General features: G+C 43.2%; 16 protein-coding genes and 5 pseudogenes. 12 read left to right on the top strand and 9 right to left on the bottom strand.

The genetic code is table 11. The annotated features are described in order from the left end of the window. The 3 genes and pseudogenes from A6D97_RS01715 to A6D97_RS01705 all read left to right on the top strand — a co-directional run. A protein-coding gene (locus A6D97_RS01715) for an IS3 family transposase (protein WP_240492680.1) occupies positions 1-1,401 on the top strand; the annotation gives its coding sequence in 2 pieces (ribosomal slippage) (positions 1-329 and positions 329-1,401; 1,402 coding nt annotated over the 2 pieces). This gene is flagged as partial in the annotation. Between the two features lie 38 nt (positions 1,402-1,439). Next, positions 1,440-2,060, top strand: a pseudogene (locus tag A6D97_RS01710) (DUF535 family protein); the annotation flags it as partial. A 268-nt stretch (positions 2,061-2,328) separates the two neighbouring features. After that, positions 2,329-4,032, top strand: a complete 1,704-nt coding sequence (locus A6D97_RS01705) for an FAD-dependent oxidoreductase (RefSeq protein WP_065583695.1) — start codon at positions 2,329-2,331, stop codon at positions 4,030-4,032. Between the two features lie 145 nt (positions 4,033-4,177). Here the strand turns inward: A6D97_RS01705 and A6D97_RS01700 are convergent, their stop codons facing one another. The 4 genes and pseudogenes from A6D97_RS01700 to A6D97_RS01685 all read right to left on the bottom strand — a co-directional run bounded on the left by A6D97_RS01700 (position 4,178) and on the right by A6D97_RS01685 (position 8,282). After that, positions 4,178-4,858, bottom strand: a complete 681-nt coding sequence (locus A6D97_RS01700; RefSeq protein WP_065583694.1) for a Crp/Fnr family transcriptional regulator — start codon at positions 4,856-4,858, stop codon at positions 4,178-4,180. 125 nt (positions 4,859-4,983) lie between these two features. Next, positions 4,984-5,712, bottom strand: a complete 729-nt coding sequence (locus A6D97_RS01695; protein WP_065583693.1) for a nucleoside phosphorylase — start codon at positions 5,710-5,712, stop codon at positions 4,984-4,986. A gap of 8 nt (positions 5,713-5,720) precedes the next feature. Further along, positions 5,721-6,456, bottom strand: a pseudogene (gene pnuC, locus A6D97_RS01690) (nicotinamide riboside transporter PnuC). 275 nt (positions 6,457-6,731) lie between these two features. Further along, positions 6,732-8,282, bottom strand: a complete 1,551-nt coding sequence (locus A6D97_RS01685) for a PAS domain-containing methyl-accepting chemotaxis protein (RefSeq protein ID WP_017067874.1) — start codon at positions 8,280-8,282, stop codon at positions 6,732-6,734. Positions 8,283-9,529: 1,247 nt separating this feature from the next. Here A6D97_RS01685 and A6D97_RS01675 point away from each other — a divergent pair. Beyond that, entirely contained in the window at positions 9,530-9,733 is a 204-nt protein-coding gene (locus A6D97_RS01675) for a hypothetical protein (RefSeq protein ID WP_017065471.1), read from the top strand. Positions 9,734-9,775: 42 nt separating this feature from the next. On the opposite strand, the pseudogene A6D97_RS22145 reads toward A6D97_RS01675, so the two are convergent. Continuing rightward, a pseudogene (locus A6D97_RS22145) lies at positions 9,776-9,931 on the bottom strand (ABC transporter substrate-binding protein); the annotation flags it as partial. A 7-nt stretch (positions 9,932-9,938) separates the two neighbouring features. Further along, positions 9,939-10,388, bottom strand: coding sequence for a PaaI family thioesterase (locus A6D97_RS01670; protein WP_017065470.1), 450 nt, complete (start codon positions 10,386-10,388; stop codon positions 9,939-9,941). Between the two features lie 34 nt (positions 10,389-10,422). Here A6D97_RS01670 and A6D97_RS01665 point away from each other — a divergent pair, with 34 nt between their 5' ends. Next, the gene (locus A6D97_RS01665) at positions 10,423-10,701 is read left to right on the top strand and encodes a DUF134 domain-containing protein (RefSeq protein ID WP_029235478.1); all 279 of its coding nucleotides are present in this window, start codon (positions 10,423-10,425) and stop codon (positions 10,699-10,701) included. A 63-nt stretch (positions 10,702-10,764) separates the two neighbouring features. On the opposite strand, the gene nqrM is transcribed toward A6D97_RS01665, so the two are convergent. Together nqrM and A6D97_RS01655 are read right to left on the bottom strand one after the other, a co-directional pair. Beyond that, positions 10,765-10,962, bottom strand: coding sequence for a (Na+)-NQR maturation NqrM (gene nqrM, locus A6D97_RS01660; protein ID WP_017059103.1), 198 nt, complete (start codon positions 10,960-10,962; stop codon positions 10,765-10,767). Beyond that, entirely contained in the window at positions 10,959-11,405 is a 447-nt protein-coding gene (locus A6D97_RS01655) for a NifB/NifX family molybdenum-iron cluster-binding protein (RefSeq protein WP_017059102.1), read from the bottom strand. The genes nqrM and A6D97_RS01655 overlap by 4 nt, the downstream gene beginning before the upstream one ends. A 475-nt stretch (positions 11,406-11,880) precedes the next feature. Here A6D97_RS01655 and A6D97_RS01650 point away from each other — a divergent pair, with 475 nt between their 5' ends. From A6D97_RS01650 to A6D97_RS21940, 7 genes and pseudogenes are all read left to right on the top strand, one after another. Continuing rightward, on the top strand, positions 11,881-12,603 hold the full coding sequence (locus tag A6D97_RS01650; protein WP_029235479.1) for a DUF1007 family protein: 723 nt from the start codon (positions 11,881-11,883) through the stop codon (positions 12,601-12,603). Positions 12,604-12,697: 94 nt separating this feature from the next. Then, positions 12,698-13,795, top strand: coding sequence for a nickel/cobalt transporter (locus A6D97_RS01645; protein WP_065583692.1), 1,098 nt, complete (start codon positions 12,698-12,700; stop codon positions 13,793-13,795). Positions 13,796-14,284: 489 nt separating this feature from the next. After that, a complete protein-coding gene (locus A6D97_RS01640) occupies positions 14,285-15,802 on the top strand; it encodes an alpha/beta hydrolase (protein WP_065583691.1) in 1,518 nt (505 codons plus the stop codon). A 12-nt stretch (positions 15,803-15,814) separates the two neighbouring features. Continuing rightward, positions 15,815-17,809, top strand: coding sequence for a choice-of-anchor X domain-containing protein (locus A6D97_RS01635; RefSeq protein ID WP_065583690.1), 1,995 nt, complete (start codon positions 15,815-15,817; stop codon positions 17,807-17,809). Positions 17,810-18,276: 467 nt separating this feature from the next. Further along, on the top strand, positions 18,277-18,771 hold the full coding sequence (locus A6D97_RS01630) for a YcxB family protein (RefSeq protein ID WP_017059097.1): 495 nt from the start codon (positions 18,277-18,279) through the stop codon (positions 18,769-18,771). A gap of 332 nt (positions 18,772-19,103) precedes the next feature. Further along, positions 19,104-20,329, top strand: a pseudogene (locus tag A6D97_RS22100) (HD domain-containing phosphohydrolase); the annotation flags it as partial. 6 nt (positions 20,330-20,335) lie between these two features. Next, on the top strand, positions 20,336-20,770 hold the full coding sequence (locus A6D97_RS21940) for an Lrp/AsnC family transcriptional regulator (RefSeq protein WP_240492684.1): 435 nt from the start codon (positions 20,336-20,338) through the stop codon (positions 20,768-20,770). A 169-nt stretch (positions 20,771-20,939) separates the two neighbouring features. Here A6D97_RS21940 and A6D97_RS01615 read toward each other — a convergent pair. Beyond that, positions 20,940-21,782, bottom strand: a pseudogene (locus tag A6D97_RS01615) (D-amino acid dehydrogenase); the annotation flags it as partial. Between the last annotated feature and the right edge of the window lie 53 nt (positions 21,783-21,835).

Raw genomic sequence — 21,835 nt, 5'->3', positions numbered from 1 at the left:
CAGAGGTTCAGGAGCCGCCGTGCCAAATAGCAACACTTCATCAGAGCAGTGGTCTGCTCAAACTAAACTCGCCATTGTTGCCGAGACTTACTCGATGACCGAAAGTGAACTCAGCCAATATTGTCGTGAAAAAGGTCTTTTCCCTGAACAAATCCAAAGTTGGCGCAGCGAATGTATGCAAGGGTTTAAGTCGAGTAAAGAGCAGGAAGCTGAAGCAAAGAAGCAGGCTAAAGCTGACAAACTTGAAATCAAAGAGTTGAAGAAAGATTTACGACTCAAAGAAAAAGCACTCGCTGAAACGGCCGCTCTCTTGGTACTAAGAAAAAAGCTGAGAGCCTTTTACGGGGAAGAGCCAGAGGACGACTAACCTCAACCGATGAAAGGCAGACCATAGTGACTCTTATCCTTGAAGCGAAGCAATGCGGGTGTCGTTTAGAGCCAGCTTGCCATGAAGTTCAAATCGACTTGAGAACGTATCGTCGCTGGTATCAGCAAGGTGAAGTTCAAGCTGACAAAAGGCCAATATGCCTCAGACCTGAGCCTGCTAACAAGCTGTCGCAGGAAGAGCGTGATGCGATAATCGAGGTGTGTAACCGCTCTGAGTTTGCAAGCTTGCCTCCAACTCAAATCGTCCCGACACTGCTTGATAGAGGTGAGTATATCGCCTCTGAGTCGAGCTACTATCGAGTACTGAGTACGCAGGGGCAACTTCACAAGCGAGGTCGTCAGCGGAGCAGACAGAAGCAAGCGAAGCCAACCAGTTACACAGCGACGGACTCAAACCAAGTCTATACGTGGGATATCACTTACTTACCTTCAAAGGTTCGAGGCCAACACTATTACCTGTATGTCATTGAGGACATCTACAGTCGAAAAATTGTTGGTTATGAAGTGTATGAGCATGAATGCGGTGAGCTAGCGTCACAACTTCTGCAACGAACGTTGATGCGAGAGCAGTGCTTCAATCAAGCACTGGTTCTTCACTCAGATAATGGTGCGCCGATGAAGTCGTTGACGTTCAAAGCAAAAATGGAAGAGTTAGGTATTACTTCATCGTATAGTCGCCCAAGAGTCAGTGATGATAACCCGTATGTTGAGTCATTGTTCCGCACGGTAAAGTACATGCCAAGCTGGCCAACGAAAGGCTTTGAAACAATCGATAGTAGCCAAAGTTGGGTTGAAGCCTTCGTACGCTGGTACAACACCGAGCACAAGCACAGTCAGCTAAATTACGTCACGCCTTCAGAGCATCACAATGGAAAAGATAAAGAGATCTTGAAGCGTCGTGTAGAGGTATTGCTCGCTGCAAAACAGCGAAAGCCTGAGCGGTGGTCTGGTGATATCAGGAACTGTGCGCCTGTTGGTGACGTTCACCTAAATCCAGAAAGAGAAGCTGCTTAATAAGTAAGCAAATGATGACAACTACCTTGAAAAACACCGCTAGACACCAAATCTATAACGAAAGGCTCAATCTTTTAAAACTTGAGATAGATGACAACGTTTATCTGGTTAATCTCAGCTTCGAAAGAAACGCGAGAAAAGAAGGTGAACTGACAATTTCATTGACCAACTCTCAACTCGAAAAAATGTATACCATTTCGTTTACTGTTTTCGACAACAACATCTACATCGGCGGTATACAGGGTGGCGCCAATGACAATGGATTTAGCCGCACATTCACCAAAGCTTTTTACGGTTTAAGACCTAAATCCTTCATGGTAGAAACACTACGACTGCTCGCTATTAACTTGGGTATCGACAATATCTATGCGGTAAAAGAGTCTGGTCATGTCTCGAACTCATTACGCTACGGTAAGAAAAACAAAGACATCAGCCTTAAATACGACAGTCTGTGGGAAGAGCACGATGGACAGGTGCATGATAACTATTTCTATCGTCTCCCGACAAACCCGAACAGGAAAGATCTTGAAGCTCTAAAACGTCAAAAGCGTAAGTTGTATCGCGAGCGTTATGCCTGGCTAGATCTGTATGAACAAGATCTGAAGAACGTAATCAGTCAGCACATCCATGATCCTGTTCATTATGCTCATGACAGTTAATTTGGCTAACCTGTACTCGACTCGCTAACGCGTATTACCTTTACTAGCGTGCTTTAGTCTAATCACAGCCCTTGGACCAAACGCTCAATCCCGAGGTGATAGCTTTAAAATAAATATTAGACAATGCTAATTTACATCTTTATAGTATCTAGGTATTTCGAAAACTACTCAATCGCCGGCGACCAGCCAGTACTGATCATTAAGAAGATACAAGCTCTATGCTCGGCAATTTGTATAGTTAAACTTAGAGACAGTAATAGGTAAACGTATGACTAAAATTGTAATCATCGGTGGCGTAGCTGGAGGTGCTTCAGCTGCTGCACGCGCTCGTCGTCTTAGTGAAGAAGCCGAAATCATAATGTTTGAACGAGGACCATTCGTCTCTTTTGCCAACTGTGGATTGCCATACCACATAGGTGGCGATATCGAGGATAGAAGCAAGCTTCTGTTACAAACACCTGAAAGCTTCTTAGCTCGCTTCAACGTTGACGCACGAGTGATGAACGAAGTTACCTCTATTGATCGCACCAATAAAACCGTTACAGTCAAAAATCTTGTTGATGGTAATCACTACAGCGAGAGTTACGACTTCTTATTACTCAGCCCTGGAGCCGGTGCCGTCGTTCCTCCCATCTCAGGAATCGATAACCCCCTCACCCATTCACTACGCAATATTCCAGATATGGATCGCATCATCGAAACAATCCAAATGAATAAACCTGAGCACGCGACAGTTGTTGGCGGTGGCTTTATCGGCTTGGAAATGATGGAAGCGTTTCATCAGCTTGGGATCAAGACTTCGTTGATTGAGATGGCTGACCAAGTAATGACGCCAGTAGACCGGGAAATGGCCGGCTTTGCCCATGCGGAGATTCGTGACAAAGGCATCGACCTAAAACTCGGCGTCGCGCTTGAGTCTGTGAAATATATACCTAACGAACACATCGCAAGTTTTGATTCAGGCGAGAGCGAGAAGCACCAACACATAGAGGGTGAATTAGAATTAACACTTAATAATGGCGAGTCATTAACTACTGATATCTTAATCATGGCTATCGGTGTGCGTCCTGAGACTAAGTTAGCAAAAGAAGCAGGACTTCAAATTGGCGAACTAGGTGGTATCTACACCAATGAAATGATGCAGACTAGCGATCCTAGCATCTACGCTGTGGGTGATGTGGTCGAAGAAAAAGACTTTGTCACAGGTGCACAAACTCTAGTTCCGCTTGCTGGCCCTGCTAACCGTCAAGGTCGTATGGCTGCCGACAACATGCTCGGACGCAATGAAATCTATCAAGGTACACAGGGCACAGCTATCTGTAAGATTTTTGACCTAGCCGTTGCCTCAACAGGGAAAAACGAAAAACAGTTGAAGCGTGAAGGCGTCGACTATGAAAAAGTCTATGTGCATACCGCAAGCCACGCTAGCTACTATCCTGGCGCTGAGATTGTCTCGTTCAAGATGTTATTCGCCCCTAAGACAGGGAAAATACTAGGTGCGCAAGCCGTCGGTAAAGATGGCGTTGATAAACGCATTGATGTTATGGCAGTAGCTCAACGTGCAGGTATGACCGTTGATCAGCTTCAACACCTTGAATTAACCTATGCACCACCTTACGGGAGTGCCAAAGACGTGATTAACCAAGCCGCATTTGTTGCCAACAATATTATTAAAGGTGACGCGACACCTATTCATTTCGATGAGATTGCAACATTAAGCGACAACCAACTCCTACTCGATGTTCGTAACCCTGGCGAACTAGAAAATGGTGGCTTTATTGAAGGCGCAATCAACATTCCTGTCGACCAACTGCGTCACCGCATGGACGAACTATCAAAAGACAAAGAGATTGTAATCTACTGCCAAGTCGGGTTACGTGGTAACGTGGCTTATCGCCAACTCGTCAACAACGGCTTTAAAGCACGCAACTTAATCGGTGGTTATAGAACACTCATGTATGCAAAAGCTTAAGGATTAATACTTAGTCGCCGGTAATGGTGCGCGGACACTTACGGGCTAGTTGTTGAGAGAAAGTCGCTCATAAATAGATGCGAGTAGTTAATAGTAAACATTGAAAAACCGAGCTTGGCATTTAAGTAAGTGCCAAGCTCTTTTATTATTCGTAGGAGTCAATAAAAGCTTGCAGTGCTCGCTGATCGACAATTTCTAACCCTTGATCTCCTTTTCTGATGAAACCCTTGTCTAATAGGTCTTTAACCGCTCTTCGATACACTCTGCTCGATGTACCAAATCGTTCTGCTTCTTGATTCACTTTATCGAAACCGCCTAACACAGTGTTAGTCTCGCTTTGAACCAATAAATCATACGCAATATTGTAGGTAATTGAGTGTAAAAGACGGTTAGTGTAAATACCCATAGAGTCTTGATAATCTTCCGCCAATGCAGAGGCAAAGAAGAACATCATCTCCGGATTTTCATGTAGTGCTTCTGCTAGCTTCTGAATGCAAATAACATCAACTTGCATGTGTTCATCAGCCACTACGTTCCACTGACAAGGGGTCTGCGTGAAAAACTCCATCTCACCGAAGATATGGTAATCACAATTCACTTCGCCCAATTGAAAGCGTCGCCCATTAGCCGCCGAAATACTCATAGAGACTCTTCCTGCGGGCACTACATAAAGATACTGAAGCTGCTCACCTTGACGTAGGATTTCATCATTTTGATTGAAGTAACGAGAGTTAACTTGGTGTTGGTAGATGAGATCTCTAAATTCAGAGCTTTTTTGTTCTAAGTAGTTTTTAAAGCGTCCGCTTGAGTATGGTGCAATCTTCATACTTACTCTCTCATTGCATTACTGCTGTTTATATTCAAACGATTGTAACCACTTAAACCACAGGAGAGAACCCAATAAAAAAGCGACGGTCTCCCATCGCTTTCGTCTTGCATTTATTCAGGCTCTTATTGAGTAATTAATGCTTCCAGTGCCGCTAATGACGCTAGCCGCTCTCCTTGCATCATTACCTCTGCCTCATCGACATATTGCCCAACGCCCTCCTTTACATCTTGTTCGTACAAGACAACATTGTTCAAGATAGAAGCGACATTAAGCCCTCTCAAGCGTCCCACGGTAAACAGCGCGGATGTTTCCATGTCTGCACCTAAAATGCCTTTGCCATTCCAGTACTGACAAAGCGCCTTCTCGTCATCGGTATAAAAACTGTCGTGTGAGCGTACCGTGCCCAAATAGTAAGGTGTTGACTGCTGCTGCAAGAACTTGTCTAGCTCTTTAAGCAGAGAGAAGCTTGCATAGGCGGGATACGACGGCTTAACGTAAGCGGTAGAACCACCCTCATCGCGAACCGCGCCCTCTGCAATAATTAGCTCACCAAGCCCGATATGTGACTGCATCGCACCTGCAGACCCTACTCGGACAATATGAGTCACACCACAAAACTTAAGCTCTTCTACCGCAATGATCATTGAAGGTGCACCAATGCCCGTGCTGCAAACCGATATCGCTTTACCTTGATGAGTTCCAGTGAAGATTCGATATTCACGGTTTTCAGAGACCAGTTCAGCATGTTCAAGCAAGTTAGCGATTCGATTCGCTCTATCTGGCTCACCACAAACAATAACTAACGGAGCAATTTGCGTTTCATCAACGCAGATATGAGGTTGCTTTGCCATCTTCACTCCTAAGAAGCCGTTGCTTGAGTTAACGATTTATCACTGTTTCGTTTAGCTGTGCGTGCCCACTCACGAGTACCGTTTGCCGCAATAAACATTAAGATTGCGTATTGAACAGACATTGCGTACACACCCTGCGTCGCATAAATACCAACGCTGATAATGTTAATCACAATCCACAGTATCCAGTTTTCAACATACTTACGTGTCATAAGAACTTGAGCAACAATAGATAGAATGGTCATCGTGGCATCCCAGAATGGGAACGCATCCGGTTCAAGCACTGGCTCCGCTAAATCCGCACCAAATAGATTCATGCTATCTACCGCGATGTTTGCTAGCGCAAAAAAGAATGGGTCGATGTACATAGTTAACAAAGCAATAGAAATCGCACACGCTACGGCCGTTGCTACTAGTTCATTTTGGCTCAACCAACGAACTTCTAGCGTTTCACCTTGCTCATTAGGACGTGTCCATGCGTACCAACCGTAAATGTTGGCGCAAAAGAAAAAGAGTTGTAGAAGTAACAGTCCGTATAACTGAATTTGGAAAAAGATAACCGCGAATAAGGTGACATTCAGCAATCCGAACAGGTAGTTAATGGTTTTTTCTTGGCTTGCAAACCAAATACACAACAAACCAAACACGGTGCCGAATGCTTCAATCCAGCTCATTGCGTAGCCATCCCCCTATTGGAATATTGACTAAAGTATTGTTGATATCAAGTAGAGCGAATAGGTCCATAGATGTGTCCTTTATTATTTGTTTTAGTGGCACCTATTTTATTGCGCCTCTCCAAATAAAAAGGAGGACATTTGTCCCCCTTAGATTGCATGCGATCATAAATCAGAATATTAAACGAAGAAAAATAAATCTCTAATCATCTAGATCGCCCCCTTTAGCTGTCTATTTCTGTAGTTATTCATTTAAATGACCATCTTCAAAAAGCAACTCTAACTACAAACTCTAGGCTTGAGAATGCCGAGTCAGAACCCGCTAACTACTTGCTCTATTGCGATTTAAAATCGAGCCACTCCTTTTCTTAGCTCATTCAAGCTGAGTACACTTTGTTCATACTGTTTTTTACTGTCTTCCATGAGATCGTGAGAAGCTTCAGCTTTACTGTGTATAGAAAGAATATTCTGGTTAATCTCTTCAGAGACATTAACTTGTTCTTCAATAGCGACCGCGATTTGGTTATTCCTATCAACCACTCCTTGAACCTTTTCACTCAATAATGTGAGGCTTTCTAGAGTCGATTGAATCGTCGTTTGAGTGCGTTTCGCTTTTTCCGTCCCGTTGTTAACAGCCGTTACTGACTGACCACTGCCTGTGCATAGCTTTTCAATAACCGCTTGAATCTCTGTTGTTGCTTCTTGTGTTTTCTGAGCAAGCACCCTTACTTCATCTGCCACGACCGAGAACCCTCTTCCTGAATCACCAGCTCGTGCGGCTTCTATCGCAGCATTCAGTGCTAATAGGTTAGTTTGGTCAGCAATCGCGTTGATCATCTCGATGACGGAGCTTATTTGTTGCGTCTCCCTCTCTACAGACAGCGATATTGTCGATATGTTATCTAATTCATTGGTGAGCTCGACAAAGTTTTCTTCGACTTGGTTTAGCTCGTTTTGACAAGATAAGAGCTCTTGCTGGGTGCTAAAGGTAGAATCGAGGGTTCCTTGCGCATTTTGAGAAATTTCACTTGAAGCCGCTTGCATCTCGTTGATGGCAGTCGCAGCCATATCAATTTCTGTTTTCTGATTTTCAAGGTTTTCAGACACCGTGGCGTTCGATTCAGCAGTTTTATTCGCCTGTTTCAGGGTCATTTCACATGAATCACTCACCGAAATTCGAATTCTGCCTAATAATGCTTTTGCATACTGTTTCCGAACCTTCATTCCCAGCGCAATTTCGGAGAGATCGTCCACCTTGCCAAAGTAAATATGTTCCATTAAAGGGTTGTTGAACTCTTCTTTTGCTATTTTACAAATATTCTCCAAGCGACGAGTCAAAATATAAATCGATACCGAACTACCCATAAAGAGTAATAAGAACATTTGCGGTACCGTTACGAATTGATTAAGGTGAAGCGCGTAGGCTAACCCGATTAGCAATATTGAAATGAGTGTCTGACGTTGCCAAAGTCTCGTTTTCGGTAACATGAGCTTGAATGGTGTTTTTCCGTTATTTAAAGTTCCATACGCTTTTTCTGCACGTTCAACATATTCTCTTTTAGGCTTAAACCTTACAGATTGGTACTCAACAATCTCATTATCTTCTTTTAACGGAGAAGCAAAAGCATCAACCCAGTAATAGCCACCACCTTTCCGTTGGTTTTTCACCATACCCATCCAGTTACTACCTGACTGAATATGGCCCCATAGGTCCTTAAACGCGGCTTTAGGCATATCCCTGTGACGAACTACATTGTGATACTCACCTACTAGTTCTCCTTCTTGATAGCCTGCTACTTCATTAAAATGGGGGCTTGCATACTTGATTTTACTGGAAGGGTCTGTAACTGAAATTAGATTGTACGATTCCGGATAATCATACTCTTGCTCTGCCATAATATTTCCCTATTTAAACTAAATAACAATCAACTTGTTGTGTGGATCATCCATGCCACACCATGATGAAAACGAAGACACTTGATCCTTATCTCATTCCAAAATCAAACGTTAGCCATTGATTCAAAGAGATTTTCACTTAAGTAAAATGTACATCAGATCTACCATGTGGTTGACTAAACAAATCCAAGATCACGCCAAAAACATAAATGCAGCAAATTTCATATCAACATTTAATAAGAATAGCTTATGAAAAGTAAAATGGGAGCAGTAGTCATTACAATAAACAGGGTTATAGCGCATTTATCCAAGAACACCTTCACAATCAAAGTTTATAACCAAAAACTAATATACATATATAATTAAGTCCTAATATTTTGTTAAAATAAAAATATTCCTTTGTAAGTAAGCTCTCAATTATCACATTCTCTAACCAATCGCCTTTCAGATTCAGAGAAAAAAGTTCTTCATACCTTCACAATAATTGGTTCGTATTTTGCTAGTAATTGAAGGTTTCTAAGATAGATAAAATATAAATTACAATATGGTATGTTCTCAGGTTTGATTATGATTAAGGGTTATAAAGATACGTGATTTATACGAGAAAATATTCTTTCGCTTTCCTTGATAATGATCGGAACCTGTCCTTTAATATGCATCTGCAACCATATTATATTTAGGAAAACTTATGAATGTATTAGACAAGGATTGCTTATTACAGTTAGTCATTGATAACTTTCAAGAAGATGTCGCAAAATCCGTTGATTTCAACACGGGAGAAGTTGGTATTAAGTATACCTGCCTTGAACATAACCTTAACTTTTGCATGGACTTATCTGTGGTCGAAAAGATATATTCGACAAGATAAGACCCCAACAATCTGATCTCGTTAAGCAATATTATCTTTGAAGTTGATAATTCTAAATGAGTTGTAAATTTCAAAGATAATAACTTTACCGATATTCAACGTACCGCTTTGGATACGTTATTCATAAACCAATACATTGACGTAAATATTTTAGATTCCTTAACGCCCTTACCTGTTCCGAGTTCTAGCTACACCTGACAGAACAGCCCCCTTCCAAAAACGAAATTTTAGCTTACTGGCTTAACGCCGATATCGCATTGACGGTTACGTTTGAGAAGCGCATGATTTTATCTCGAGCAGAATCGTTGTCTGGCGTGTTAACCGTTTAACCGCCCTAAAACTCGTTCTGTGCAACGTACTCAATTGAATGGCAGGTCACATGAATAAGATTATTATGTTAGTAATGGGGCTGCTTTTTACCAGTCGCTTGTTCGCCAGTATTGTGCCGCATGTTGGTCAGCTTGAGCATGATGCGCCCATTCTCCTTCGCTCGGCATTGATTGTGGGTGTTGCGGCTTACGCGGTTTGGAGTGCATTCAAATACTTCAAAAAGACCAAGGCTTCCGGTTCAGATCAACTGTAACGGCGACAGTCCAAAAGCTTTTGAATATGCTTCTAATTTCGATTACTGATCTGCGAAATAATCGACCAAGATTTTACGCCACCTTCGTGACTCGCGAATCTTCAACAGTGCGCGGTTAATCTCTTCTTCGTACACGTTATTTTCAGTGATGATGAAACCGTAGTTGGACTTTTATAACTGATAAAACAACACCGCTATACCAAGCTTAAGTTTGATAGCTAGAAACTGACATAAACTGACTTTGTGCCGACGAACATAACTTTCCGCACTGAGTAATTTGGCTTTCTAGGAAGTAGATATTACGTCTACTTTTCACCCACTGGGCACGAACTTCCAGTTCTTGACCAATCAAAATCGGATGATGAAAACGAGAGGTTAAACTCACCGTCATCGCCTTGATATCATTCTGAAATAGACAATGCAACATCGCGCTGTCATGCAGTGTAGTGACAATGCCACCTTGCATGATGCCATCGTAGCCCTCAGCTTTATCTGTTGGTACAATCTTGGCTCTGGTTTTATATTTAGCTACTGCCTCATGCTTAGTTAAAGTGTCATGCTCGCCAATAGCTTCAAAACAAATGGCGCTGTCGTTGAAAAAACCTTGGCTGCACACTTGGCAACGCCGATGATTGTGTGGAATGAAAACCTTCATACTTACCTTTACCCATAGATTGCTAGAGATTGATATGGCTCGACCAAAAAAACATCGCCAGTTGTGTACCCGTACGGCTTACTCTTGTTTTAAGCCCAATGGTGTTCCTATGGACGAGCTTCATAAAGAAGAATTGCTATTGGAAGAGCTCGAAGCCTTGCGCTTGGCTGATCAAGAAGGCCTGAGCCAGCTTGAAGCCGCTGAACAAATGCAGGTGTCTCGCCAAACGTTCGGCAACATTATCAAGCGTGCACGAGCTAAAGTCGCCAAGTGCATCGTCAATGGTCACGCGTTGGTGATTCAAAGTAGTTAATTAACGTGTTAGCCAGAAGTTATTTAACTCAGTGAGCGAGAACTCTGATGCTTACTTCGATACTTAGCTTGATGGCTCAGTAATCTGATACAGCTTTTTGCTTTGCCCTTCACACACATCCTTGCAATTGCATTCACGCTCAATATCTAACTGCGCCAATCCTCCACAGCTGCCTTTGATTGGCTTGCGCGAAAAAATCACGCCTATCGCCATCAATGTAACGACTCCGACAAACCCCAATAGCGTCAACAAAAAGGTCATTGTCGGAACCCTCGAATAGCACCTAGCTGATTAGGCTGTACCATTAGAATCGAAGCTTGTTTTTTGTGCCCGTTTTCGCCGCACGTTTTATTGCCACACCCACTATTTCTCGGCTCGCGACCATAATCGAGATCGGTCACTTCCCGTAGATTGTCGAAATCCAAAGCCCCGATTTCTGCCTTACCTGTCGATGCCAAGACTCGAATATCGTTATTGAACAAGTGCGCCAGCATCTTCTTACCAATATAACGAACCACCACAGATTTCACATCGTAAGAACGGAGAACCGAAATCCATTGCTTCTTTTTATTGCAAGAGGTGTCGGAGTCAATCAAAGGAACAATCTGTTTTATCTGTCGTTGTTCATCGACAATCGCGATCTGTGGGGAACGAGCAAAGTGGTTGCCAACATGAAGGTCGCGACAAGGTACTGCGTATAACATAGTAACTTCCTGTTATTGATGATCAGGAGTTCAGCATACGCCCCATTACTGGCATATGCCAATAACTATCATGTGAAAAATAAGATTTACTGGATCGATAACTAAGATCACAAGCACCCAAACTTACCGTCATCTTCAGCCTATCTCAGTTACCTTTCAAATAACCATATATACTAGGGGGTAGTATTTTTACTGGGGGTATTTTTTGCGTTGTTAATGCCTGTTATCAAGAGCCAAGCTCAAACCCATTACAAAAAGGCCTCGCACAACCGAGAGCTTAATCGACTATTCAACGTCACACACTAGTCTGAATAATGTCGAATTAGGGACCAATCAAAGATGTTTATAGGAAAAATAGGTTGGATTGAAAATCAAGAATTGCAGTCGGCTTCAATGTAAACAAGCTTATAATTTGAAGTGAACAACGCATCGAGTTGTTATAATATAACATCACACTAAATTACCATCATTTCTCATGAAACAGCCATTTATTCTAATCGATGTCATCAATCGCCTCTCCACACGCTATGTAAGTCGTTTCTCGACATGCTTTCGCTCTCTCAAGGGCTTGACTGTTGGCCTAGCATTATTGTGTTTTGCGCCAAATCTATATGCCCACCCTCACTCTTGGATAGAGATGAAAACTCATATTGAGGGAGAGAATGGCATGATCACCGGTCTCTCTATGGAGTGGTCTTTTGATGCAATGACCTCGATGTACATGTTGGATGGAGAAGACGTCTCTGCCGATACAGAAACTGAAACATTCAAAAAGCTCGCTGCGTCTGTAATCGAAAACATGATGTACGAGCACTACTTCACGTACTTTTATGATGGTGAAGAGCCCATCAAATATCAGGTGGTTGAGAACGCAAAGTTTGAGCGTGATAAAGCCAAGATGGTTCTAACATTTGACCTACCACTTTCTAAACCTAAGCCTGTGACACGAAACTCGCTTCGCGTATTGATTTTTGACCCTAGTTACTTTGTCGACATGTCGTGGCTATCCAACAGAGACGTGACATTGTCACCTGAACTAGCAAGACAATGCCATTTAGAATTAATCGAGCCTAACCCGACGCCAGAGCAAATGAGTTATGCAATGTCTTTACCTGTCGATGCAGATCCAGATAACACGCTAGGCCAACTGTTTACACAATCGGTTGAGCTTCATTGTGCGGCGGTTCCCGCTTCTTAGTCGCAGTGATTCGTTTCAGCCTTTAAGTCAGCGTCTAGCTGATTAAGCATGGCAACTAATTAACAGAAAGATTTCAGATATAGGTTCTTGTTAAATGAAGAAAAATCAATCCAAAATCAATCACTACCTCATTGGTGCTGGCGCGTTCGTGCTTATTGCTATTGGTGCGTATCAACTGTGGTCCATGTGGCCATCGTTAGTTATCTCTAGCATTCAATGGCAAAGAGAAGTCAATTCAGAACTTGCAGACCTGCTCTATGAAGCTAAATCCAACCCTTGGGGCGCAGGCAGTTACCTTATCGGGTTCAGCTTTATCTATGGCATGCTTCATTCTTTGGGGCCTGGGCACGGCAAAGTTATCGTGTCGACTTACTTAGCGACTCACCCAACCAAAGCCAAGGCGAGTTTAGTGCTTACGGTCGTCTCCGCTTTTTTACAAGCATTGGTCGCAATCTTACTAGTAAGCGTGTTGCTGTGGGGCTTTAGTGCTTCCATGCGAGTAGTGAATGACAAAGCGAATATGTTTGTTTCATTAAGCTTTGCCTTAGTCGCGGTCGTCGGCGCGCTTATATGTTGGAAGGCTTTGAAAAACATCTACACCGCTATGCGTAAGCCTAAGCTGAAAGTGAAAGCCATCACTACACTCGCAACAGACACAGCTGCGACAATTTCAGCGCGTTCGCCAATGGCACTTCGTTCATCAATATCAGCCCCTTCTCCGATAATCGACGCTACTAGCACAATGCAAGCCGCAGCTAACACTCATGCAGATCATTCTCATGCCGACTGTGGGTGCAGCCACCAGCATGTAGCCGATGCAGACGCAATCAACAAAGCCTCAACGCTCCGAGAATATGCGGGAATCATCGTGACGATTGGCGTGAGACCATGTACTGGCGCGATTATGGTTCTGCTTTTCGCAAACATGGTTGGCTTATATTGGATGGGGGTTGTCAGTGCCTTTGCAATGGCGATTGGTACTGCTTTCACAACCTCGACGATTGCTATAATGACACTAACAGGCAAGAACTTGGTAAAACGCTATTTGGCTGCAGGTAGCAAGAGTAACAGTGCGACACTGAAAGCCGCAGGTCATTATTTACAACTCTTTGGTGGGGTTTTGCTTGTCTTAATTGGCTTGTTGCTAATGAGTGGACAAGACAGCGGTATGTCGCCTGTTTTCACTATGTAGCGAACGATGTAATAACAAACCTCAGTTTATTGCGACCTTTACCATTTTTACTAAAAAACACTAGCCCTTATCTCTCAAATCTGAATTAACAGCCACATAATTTCTACTAACCTAACTTTGCACAGCCAGTTAGGTTAGTAGTCAGCCATTCAGAACAGCGCGCTCTATGTAGTTCTGTAACAAACCTACATCCAACTTTGATTTTCCTATTCTTAGCTACTCTTTCATAAACTAACTTAGATTGTTCTAACAATATTAGAGCACTATCCCCCTCCTTTTGAAAATAAGGACATAACTTCCGCAATCCAGAAACTACGATCGCACTCTTCCTATTTTGAAAAAAAATAGAGCAGCAGTTTTATCAATTGAGTAACAAGCCGAAATTATACCCAATAAATTTCACATCAAACTCCAAGCCTTTACCTTACAACTACAGATAGAACTTTCTTCAACCAAATTCTTGGATAACCTATACTCAAAGGTAAACAAATGAAACTATACATTCCGAGCGCCACGCTCAGTGTTTTGTTACTTTCTCCGAGTTTCGCGAGTGCCGAAGATATACCTGATTCATACGAATTGCGTAATTTTTCGATGCGCTCACAAAGCTCTGGGATAGCCCCACCGCAAGAAGAACTCGGCGTTTATGTTGTGAATTCGGGTCCTGGTCTGGATACCGGTTGTACCTATGCTTCTGGCGGACCTCTACTTATCTCTTTACCTGTTCCTATGGTCGTCAGCCCCAACGTTTTACAAAGTGACGGGAGAATTGCTCCGAGTAAACTGGGCGATATGCAGCAAAAAGGCGTTATCGGTTCTAACGCAAGGATCAGCATGCCGGTCTTCGACATAGACTCCAATGCCAACGTCAGTAATATTGCTCCAGAAATAGATATCGTATCTTTTAACGGAAAGTCTTTAGGTACGCTGCAAGGCGCTGATAACCGTTGGACGGATACTAACCTTCAAGTCGATATCAGTGATATCAAGTTCGGCCAAAACAATGAGATTCGCGTCGATATTGATACTGGCAATACGGGAGACAACTGGTGTATGTCTGTCGATTGGGTCTCAATCGAGTTTGATGTTGCCATTCCTGTGATTCTTGCTCATGGCATTGCTGCACAATCAGACACTTGGGATGATGATACGGCTCCAGGCGTGCTTTCTACACTTGATGACTATGGCATTCGTTATACTCGTTTCTCTGCTGACAAAAATGGAACCACAGCGACTAACGCTAATATCTTGAACAACAAAATTCAGGGTTTTCTCGATGAGTTGAAATCCGACAAAGTTCACGTCATTGCACACAGTAAAGGCGGGCTAGATACCCAAAACCTCAAAGCACTTAGCCCTTCCTTTGAGATAACCTCCCTTTCTACTTTCTCCACACCTCACCTTGGTAGCGTCGCAGCAGATTTGTCGGTGATAAAAATGGACCACTACGCCGATATCTACAGTAACGTCAGTACCGATCCAAATAATTACGCTGGCAAGTACATGCAACTCCCAAATATTCCGTTTGCGGGTCCTAAAATGCCTGGTATCCGTGATCTAACAACGGATACAGCATCAAACGCGATCCAAATGCGTACTCGCGGCAATATTGCAAATACATTTTCTATTGGGGCAAATGCCGATCTCAACCAAGACGGTGTTATTGAGAAAGATCCTGATATCGTTGGCCTATTCCCATGGGGATCGCGTTGGGCAGGCGTTAACGCTTGGCAGGCGCTAAGAAGCTTTAGTTCTGCGGCCTACCTCGATACTCAAACTCAACCGGTCACAATGCCAAGTGTGCATGGACCACAAGCTCATCCAATCACCATAGTCAGTTACCAAGCCATTCAAACAGTACCGCAAGAAAATGATGTTGTTGTGACCTTGGCAAGCGCTAACCCAAGTTATACCAATGCATTGGGTAACGTATTGGCTAACCACTCAACAATGAAAACGGGACAAAACGTTGAACGTTTTCTACAACAAATTATTTCAATGCGCTAAGGAGTGGCCACAATGAAATTCATCAAGCAATTAGTGATGGTGTTCAGTCTTTTCTGTACCTTCATCACACCGGCTATCGCCAGTAATGCAATACCCGTTGGGATGAGTACAAGCACGACACTATCTCAACCAGTGACTAGTAACGATAACGAAGTCACAATGCTATTTACCATCGACAAAGCGGAAGCCCTAAAAGCAGAAATCATCGTGCCGTTGGATGATGCAACCGTATATTTAGTCAAGCCTAACGGGCAAGTCGCAACATCATCCAATGATGTGCAAGCGAACATACTTTCAGGTGACACACAAAGTCCGCCGCTACCGGGCAGATATTTATTTTTGCCTGAAGTAACTAACCCTGAACCTGGCGAATGGAAGATCGTCGTTGATTTTCCAAACCCAAGTTACAACACAGTAATTATTGCTCAGGTTGCGATCCAATCCCCTATTGCGTTTGGCATAGCGATAGCTGCAAACCAATTTGTGGTCGGTGAACCAGTTCCCGTTTCTGCATTACTGACAAACAAAGGGAATCCAATCACAGGTGCCCAAACCAGCGCAGTGATCATTGATGAAGCTGGAATAAAAACACGCCTGACGCTTAAAGATGAGGGTGTCAATTTCGATGCTATTGCTAAAGATGGTGTCTACAGCAATATTTTCGTTCCACCCGCTGAAGGGGATTATCTAATTGAAGGCATAACGTCTTTTGAAGAATATGGAACAACTATCACTCGCCAGACAAGTAAAAAAATCCACGTACTACCCTCTGACATTGAATTTGTCAGCCTCTCACTCGCTCCACTGTTTTCCTCTGAAAGCTGTGTTATTGCCTTAGAGCAGCGCTTGGAACTTGATGTTAAATCCGCGGGGGATTTTGCCATTCATGGTTACCTCACCGATGGAATTGACGAGCTGAACACAAGCAAACGTCTGCAACTCAAACCTGCGAAGCAAATCGTCACTCTACAGTACTCAACTGAAGATATTTTTGGCGCGTTTGATTCAGCGTCTACTTTGACCTCCAACCCGACGATCATCTACGCAATCACTCAAGATGACATACGAATTTCAGCCCCTCGAATTCAGTTTGAAGAATTTATTGATTTAGCATCTTTTGAGCGTTGCCGCGAACCGATTGAAGTCACGGGGAGTTTAGTCACCACACCGACTATGTCGCAAGATGGAACCTACATTGATTCGCTGAGTTTTGAGTTTCCTATCCATGTTACGCGCAGTGGAACTTACACAGGTTCGGTAAATATCGTTGGTGCAGCCGGAGAGTATTTAGAGCTAGTGAGTTTCCAAGAACCGCTTGAGGCTGGCGAAAACACCATCAAGTTTACCGTTCCTGGTGACACGTTTAAGCAAGCCGATGGTCCTTATGAACTGAACGCACTGCTAATCTACAGTGGCGTTGACTCCTATCGACAAGGAGTTCTCGGTCAAACTCCACCATACCAAGCCTCTGATTTCAGTCCGCCAGTGAATGTGACCCTCCCCTCTAACCTATTCGGTTTGGAAAGAGAAAACTGGCAAGCAACCCCGGCAACACATGTCACGCAACATCGTGTCGGTGGTTACTTGAGAGCGGGGGCTTCAATCCCATACGACTACGAAACACTAGCGAGTTTTGACTTAAGTGAGGTTCGAGGGAAAATTAAACAGGCAACGCTTATTGTTGATTTCGGAGATTCAACTCTTCAATTTCCATTCAACAATGTAACTGCGCATATCGTTAATCAAACTTGGTCTCCAAACACACTGGATTACGACACGTTCTGTGAGTCTTTTACAATATGTGCAGCATGGAGTAATCCACTCACTACATTCAACAACGTAGAAGCCGGTCAAACGCTTAGGTTTACCAACTCTAAACTATTAGAAGCATTAAATGAGAAGAGAGTGTCTGGGTTGAACAAACTAGATATTGCTCTTACCTCTTCTCCCTATGAAAGAAGTTTCTTCATTAACGTTAAGCAGGTGTCATTATTCATCGAGTACTGATCCTAAAACTGAAATAGAATAAGGCCATGCCCAAGGTATCGCTTTGGGCATGGCCTCTCAGAGTGAACAGTGATGAACTTTGCAAGCTTCATATGTTTATTCTGTTAGAGCAGACTATGCCAGCCCCTCAACAGTAGTGATAAAGCACGCTAATCACTATAGACTCCATCAACCAACAAAATGAGATCGAAGTTTTATCCAAAAAGGCCAGTAGTCCCAACAACCGGGTGACTCCACAGATCTATCCATCCCATCACCAATTTTTTAGGTGACTTTAAAGATGCCCCTACACTAGTCTGATAGCTAAAGTTAGAATAGACCCGTTAAGTATCATCGATTTACAAAACAGAGCCAAAATATCTAAATAAAAACAGTGAGAAGCGATACAATAATCAAGTTGCAAAATTGCAGCGTGGGACACCTGCCCACTGACAGCCCATTCACAGAGAACCATAAAGTAGCCTCACATGTCTAAAGAACCCGGTTTCACTACAGAATACAAACTCGACAAGACGTTTTTCGCGGAGTGTTATGATCAAACTAGCCTTCCGACTCAATTTCCAAAAGCCTACTTAAAAGGAATACTGTTTCTTATTTTTGGTGTGGTTCTACTGGAATTTGAACTATTACCTAACGGCTATGTTGGCTGGTTCTTTATTGTTTTGAGTGTGATTGAAGCATTCAGTGTGTACTGCAAAAGAACCTGGTGGTTATGGCGACAAAAAATCAGCTCAGGCGCAGGCAGCAAAATTGTCTTTCAAGGTGACGCTAACGGAGTAAGTTACAAAAACCACAAAGCGACCAACACCATCGCGTGGAGTGACATCGACCAACTTGAGCAGACCGATCTTGGTTTTATCCTGCATATCGGTAAACAGCGCCAATATGTGAGTAAATCTTGTTTAAACGATGAAGCTATTGCCTTCATGATTGAACACCACGCCGCATCAAAAGCGAAATAACACCAATAAATGCCTGCTGACTTAGCAGGCATAATCGAGAAAGCTAAATACGGAACATTGTTATATAGCGTATGTGAGCGCTTATTTGCCGATATGCATGCAGGTTACACTTTAACTAGGGGCAATTTCCTTCTCGAAATTGCCCCTTCCATCGATTGCCCCTATTCATGAAAACCCTTGTTCATGTGCATCCCCCCCCTGTTGCAGGGCGCGAGCACACTTTGTTCAATTTATAACCCAAAGAAGACTCGTGCCCGATAATCATCGTTCCAAGCAGCCTTCTTCAACTTCACTTTTTGGCTTGGTGCACCACATTCGCATTGCTTCAGCATGTGACAACCAGAGTCAAAGAAATTGATGAACTTTCCGAAGCCATGATGGAAATGATGGCTGAGATTCAATTGCACGAAAAACAACAAGAAGAATTCATCGAAGCGTTTATTCGCCTTATTGCTCAAGCGATCGATGATAAGTCACCGTACACAGCAGGACACTGTAATCGCGTTCCAGAAATTGGCATGATGCTGGCAAGTGCAGCTGAGAAATGCCAAAGCGGTAAGTTCAAAGACTTTGCTTTCCAAAATGATGCCGAACGAAGAGAGTTTCGTATTGCTGCCTGGTTGCATGACTGCGGAAAAATTACGACGCCAGAACATATTGTTGATAAGGGCACTAAACTTGAAGCGAACTACAACCGAATCAATGAAATTCGAACTCGGTTTGAAGTCCTACGGAGAGATGCAGAAATCGATTACTTAAACGTGTTATTGCACAGTGAGGTAAGTAAGGATAAAGCAAATGCCGAGTTTAAAGAAAAAGTACGCCAGTTGAACGATGACTTTGAGTTCCTTGCCAAGGCTAACATCGGTGGTGAATTCATGAGTGAAGATAAAGTTGCCCGAATTAAGCAAATTGCTGAGAAAACATGGTTACGTTACTTTGACGATCGCTTGGGTTTGTCGCCATTTGAAGAAATGAACAAACCCGAACAGGATTCGTCTCTACCAGTCATGGAAAACTGCTAGAAGATAAACCTGAGCACATCATTAGACGTGTGCGACCCGTCGAATTCGAACCTGAGCATGGCATCCAAATGCAAGTTCCTGAGCATCAATACAACATGGGTGAGGTATACAATCTAACGATTTCACGTGGGACTTTGACACCTGAGGATCGTTTCAAAATCAATGAGCATATGATTAGTGGGATAAGAATGCTTGAAGCTTTGCCATTTCCACCTGAACTGAGCAATGTACCGCGCTATGCTTCCACGCACCATGAAACACTCAAAGGTAACGGTTATCCACGGAAATTGAATGCCGAGGATTTATCGATACCAGAACGTATATTGGTGATTGCAGACATATTTGAAGCGTTAACCGCAGGAGACCGGCCATACAAGAAAGCGAAGCCTGTGAGTATCGCTATCGATATAATGTATCAAATGGCAGTGGATGAGCATTTGGATATGGACTTATTCTTACTGTTCTTGGAGAGCGGAGTGTACCTCGACTACGCGAAGAAATTTATGCCGGAAGCACATGTTGACGAGGTCGACAAGAAAATACTGGCTGAACTGCAAAGCAACGCTCGGCTCACCAATCAAGAGTTGGCCGATCGCGTGGCACTGTCGCCATCTCCTTGTTTGCGTCGAGTTCGGTCATTAGAGAAACAAGGGATTATACGTGGCTATCACGCCAGCGTTGACCAAGAAGCGTGTGGCCTGCCCGTTAATGTGTTTGTGTTGGTGAAGCTTGAAAAGCCAACTGAAGAGAATATGCGAGACTTTGAACAACACATTGAAGTGATTGATGAGGTGTTAGAGTGCTTTCTGATGACAGGCAATCACGACTACCTTTTGCATGTGGTCAGTGAATCGCTCAAAAGCTACGAGCAATTTATCCGCAAGCAACTAACCCGCCTACCCAATATAGCTTCTATCGAATCCAGTTTCGCCTTCGGTCAGGTAAAAACAAAGACTAAGCTGCCAGTAAGGTAAATGCGTGACGCAGCTGTTTGGTTTAAGGAGTTCTTGAGGCTGATATGCACTGACAAAGTTTTGCCCAATTTAGAGTTAAAGCCCTCAAAGAACTAAGGCCTCGTAAACGCGAGGCCTTAGTTTTATCCATTAATTTCGTTTCGCTGTTGAGGTTTCACCTTAGCTTCTCTTAGAGATATCGATATACACTAAGATCATCGGCTTTAATTGTCGTGCTTAATTGGCTAATTATCTCAGAAAGAATTTTTCCTGAACCGCAAGCCATAGTCCAACCTAGAGTACCGTGTCCAGTGTTAGTAAAGAGATTCTCAATCGGCGTCTTACCAATGATTGGAGTACCATCAGGAGTCATGGGTCTTAACCCTGTCCAATAATCCGCCTTCGAAAAATCACCGCCGAACGGAAATAGATCCTTTATCACCATATTTATGGTTGCTTTTCGTTTCTCTGGAATCAGAGTGTTGAATCCAGCCAGTTCTGCCGTGCCTGCTACGCGAATTCGGTCATCAAATCGAGTCATTGCGACTTTATACGTCTCATCCATAACGGTTGAGGTTGGTGCCTTATCTGCGTTAATAATAGGAACTGTAAGTGAGTACCCTTTAACTGGATAAACAGGAAGCGACAGGTCTACTTGTTTTAATAAGTCTCTAGAGTAACTGCCGCATGCAACAACGTAGGCATCGGCTTCAAAGTCACCTTTACTTGTGCTAACACTTGTCAAAACGCCTTTATGTTGATTCAGACGATATACCTCTGTATCAAATACAAACTTCACGCCCAAACGCTGTGCTTTTTCAGTGAGCGCAACGCAGAACTGATAGCAGTCTCCGGTTTCATCACCAGGTAAATATAGCCCGCCTACTAGCTTTTCTTTGACATCTGAAAGCCCAGCTTCCACACCTAAGCATTGCTCTACGTTTAGTAACGTATGCTCGATACCGCTCTCTTTCAAAAGAAACATATCCTTCTGAACAGCATCTAGCTGCTTGTTAGATCTAAAAACCTGTAACTGTAGTGGTCAACTGATATTGGCCACGTTCCTAGAGTTTAACCAGAACAATC

Origin of the sequence: Vibrio sp. ZF57, from assembly GCF_001691235.1 — a bacterium.
Taxonomy (GTDB): domain Bacteria; phylum Pseudomonadota; class Gammaproteobacteria; order Enterobacterales; family Vibrionaceae; genus Vibrio; species Vibrio crassostreae_C.
Note: the sequence above shows the minus strand (reverse complement) of the source record. Positions and strands in the feature narration are given on the sequence as shown.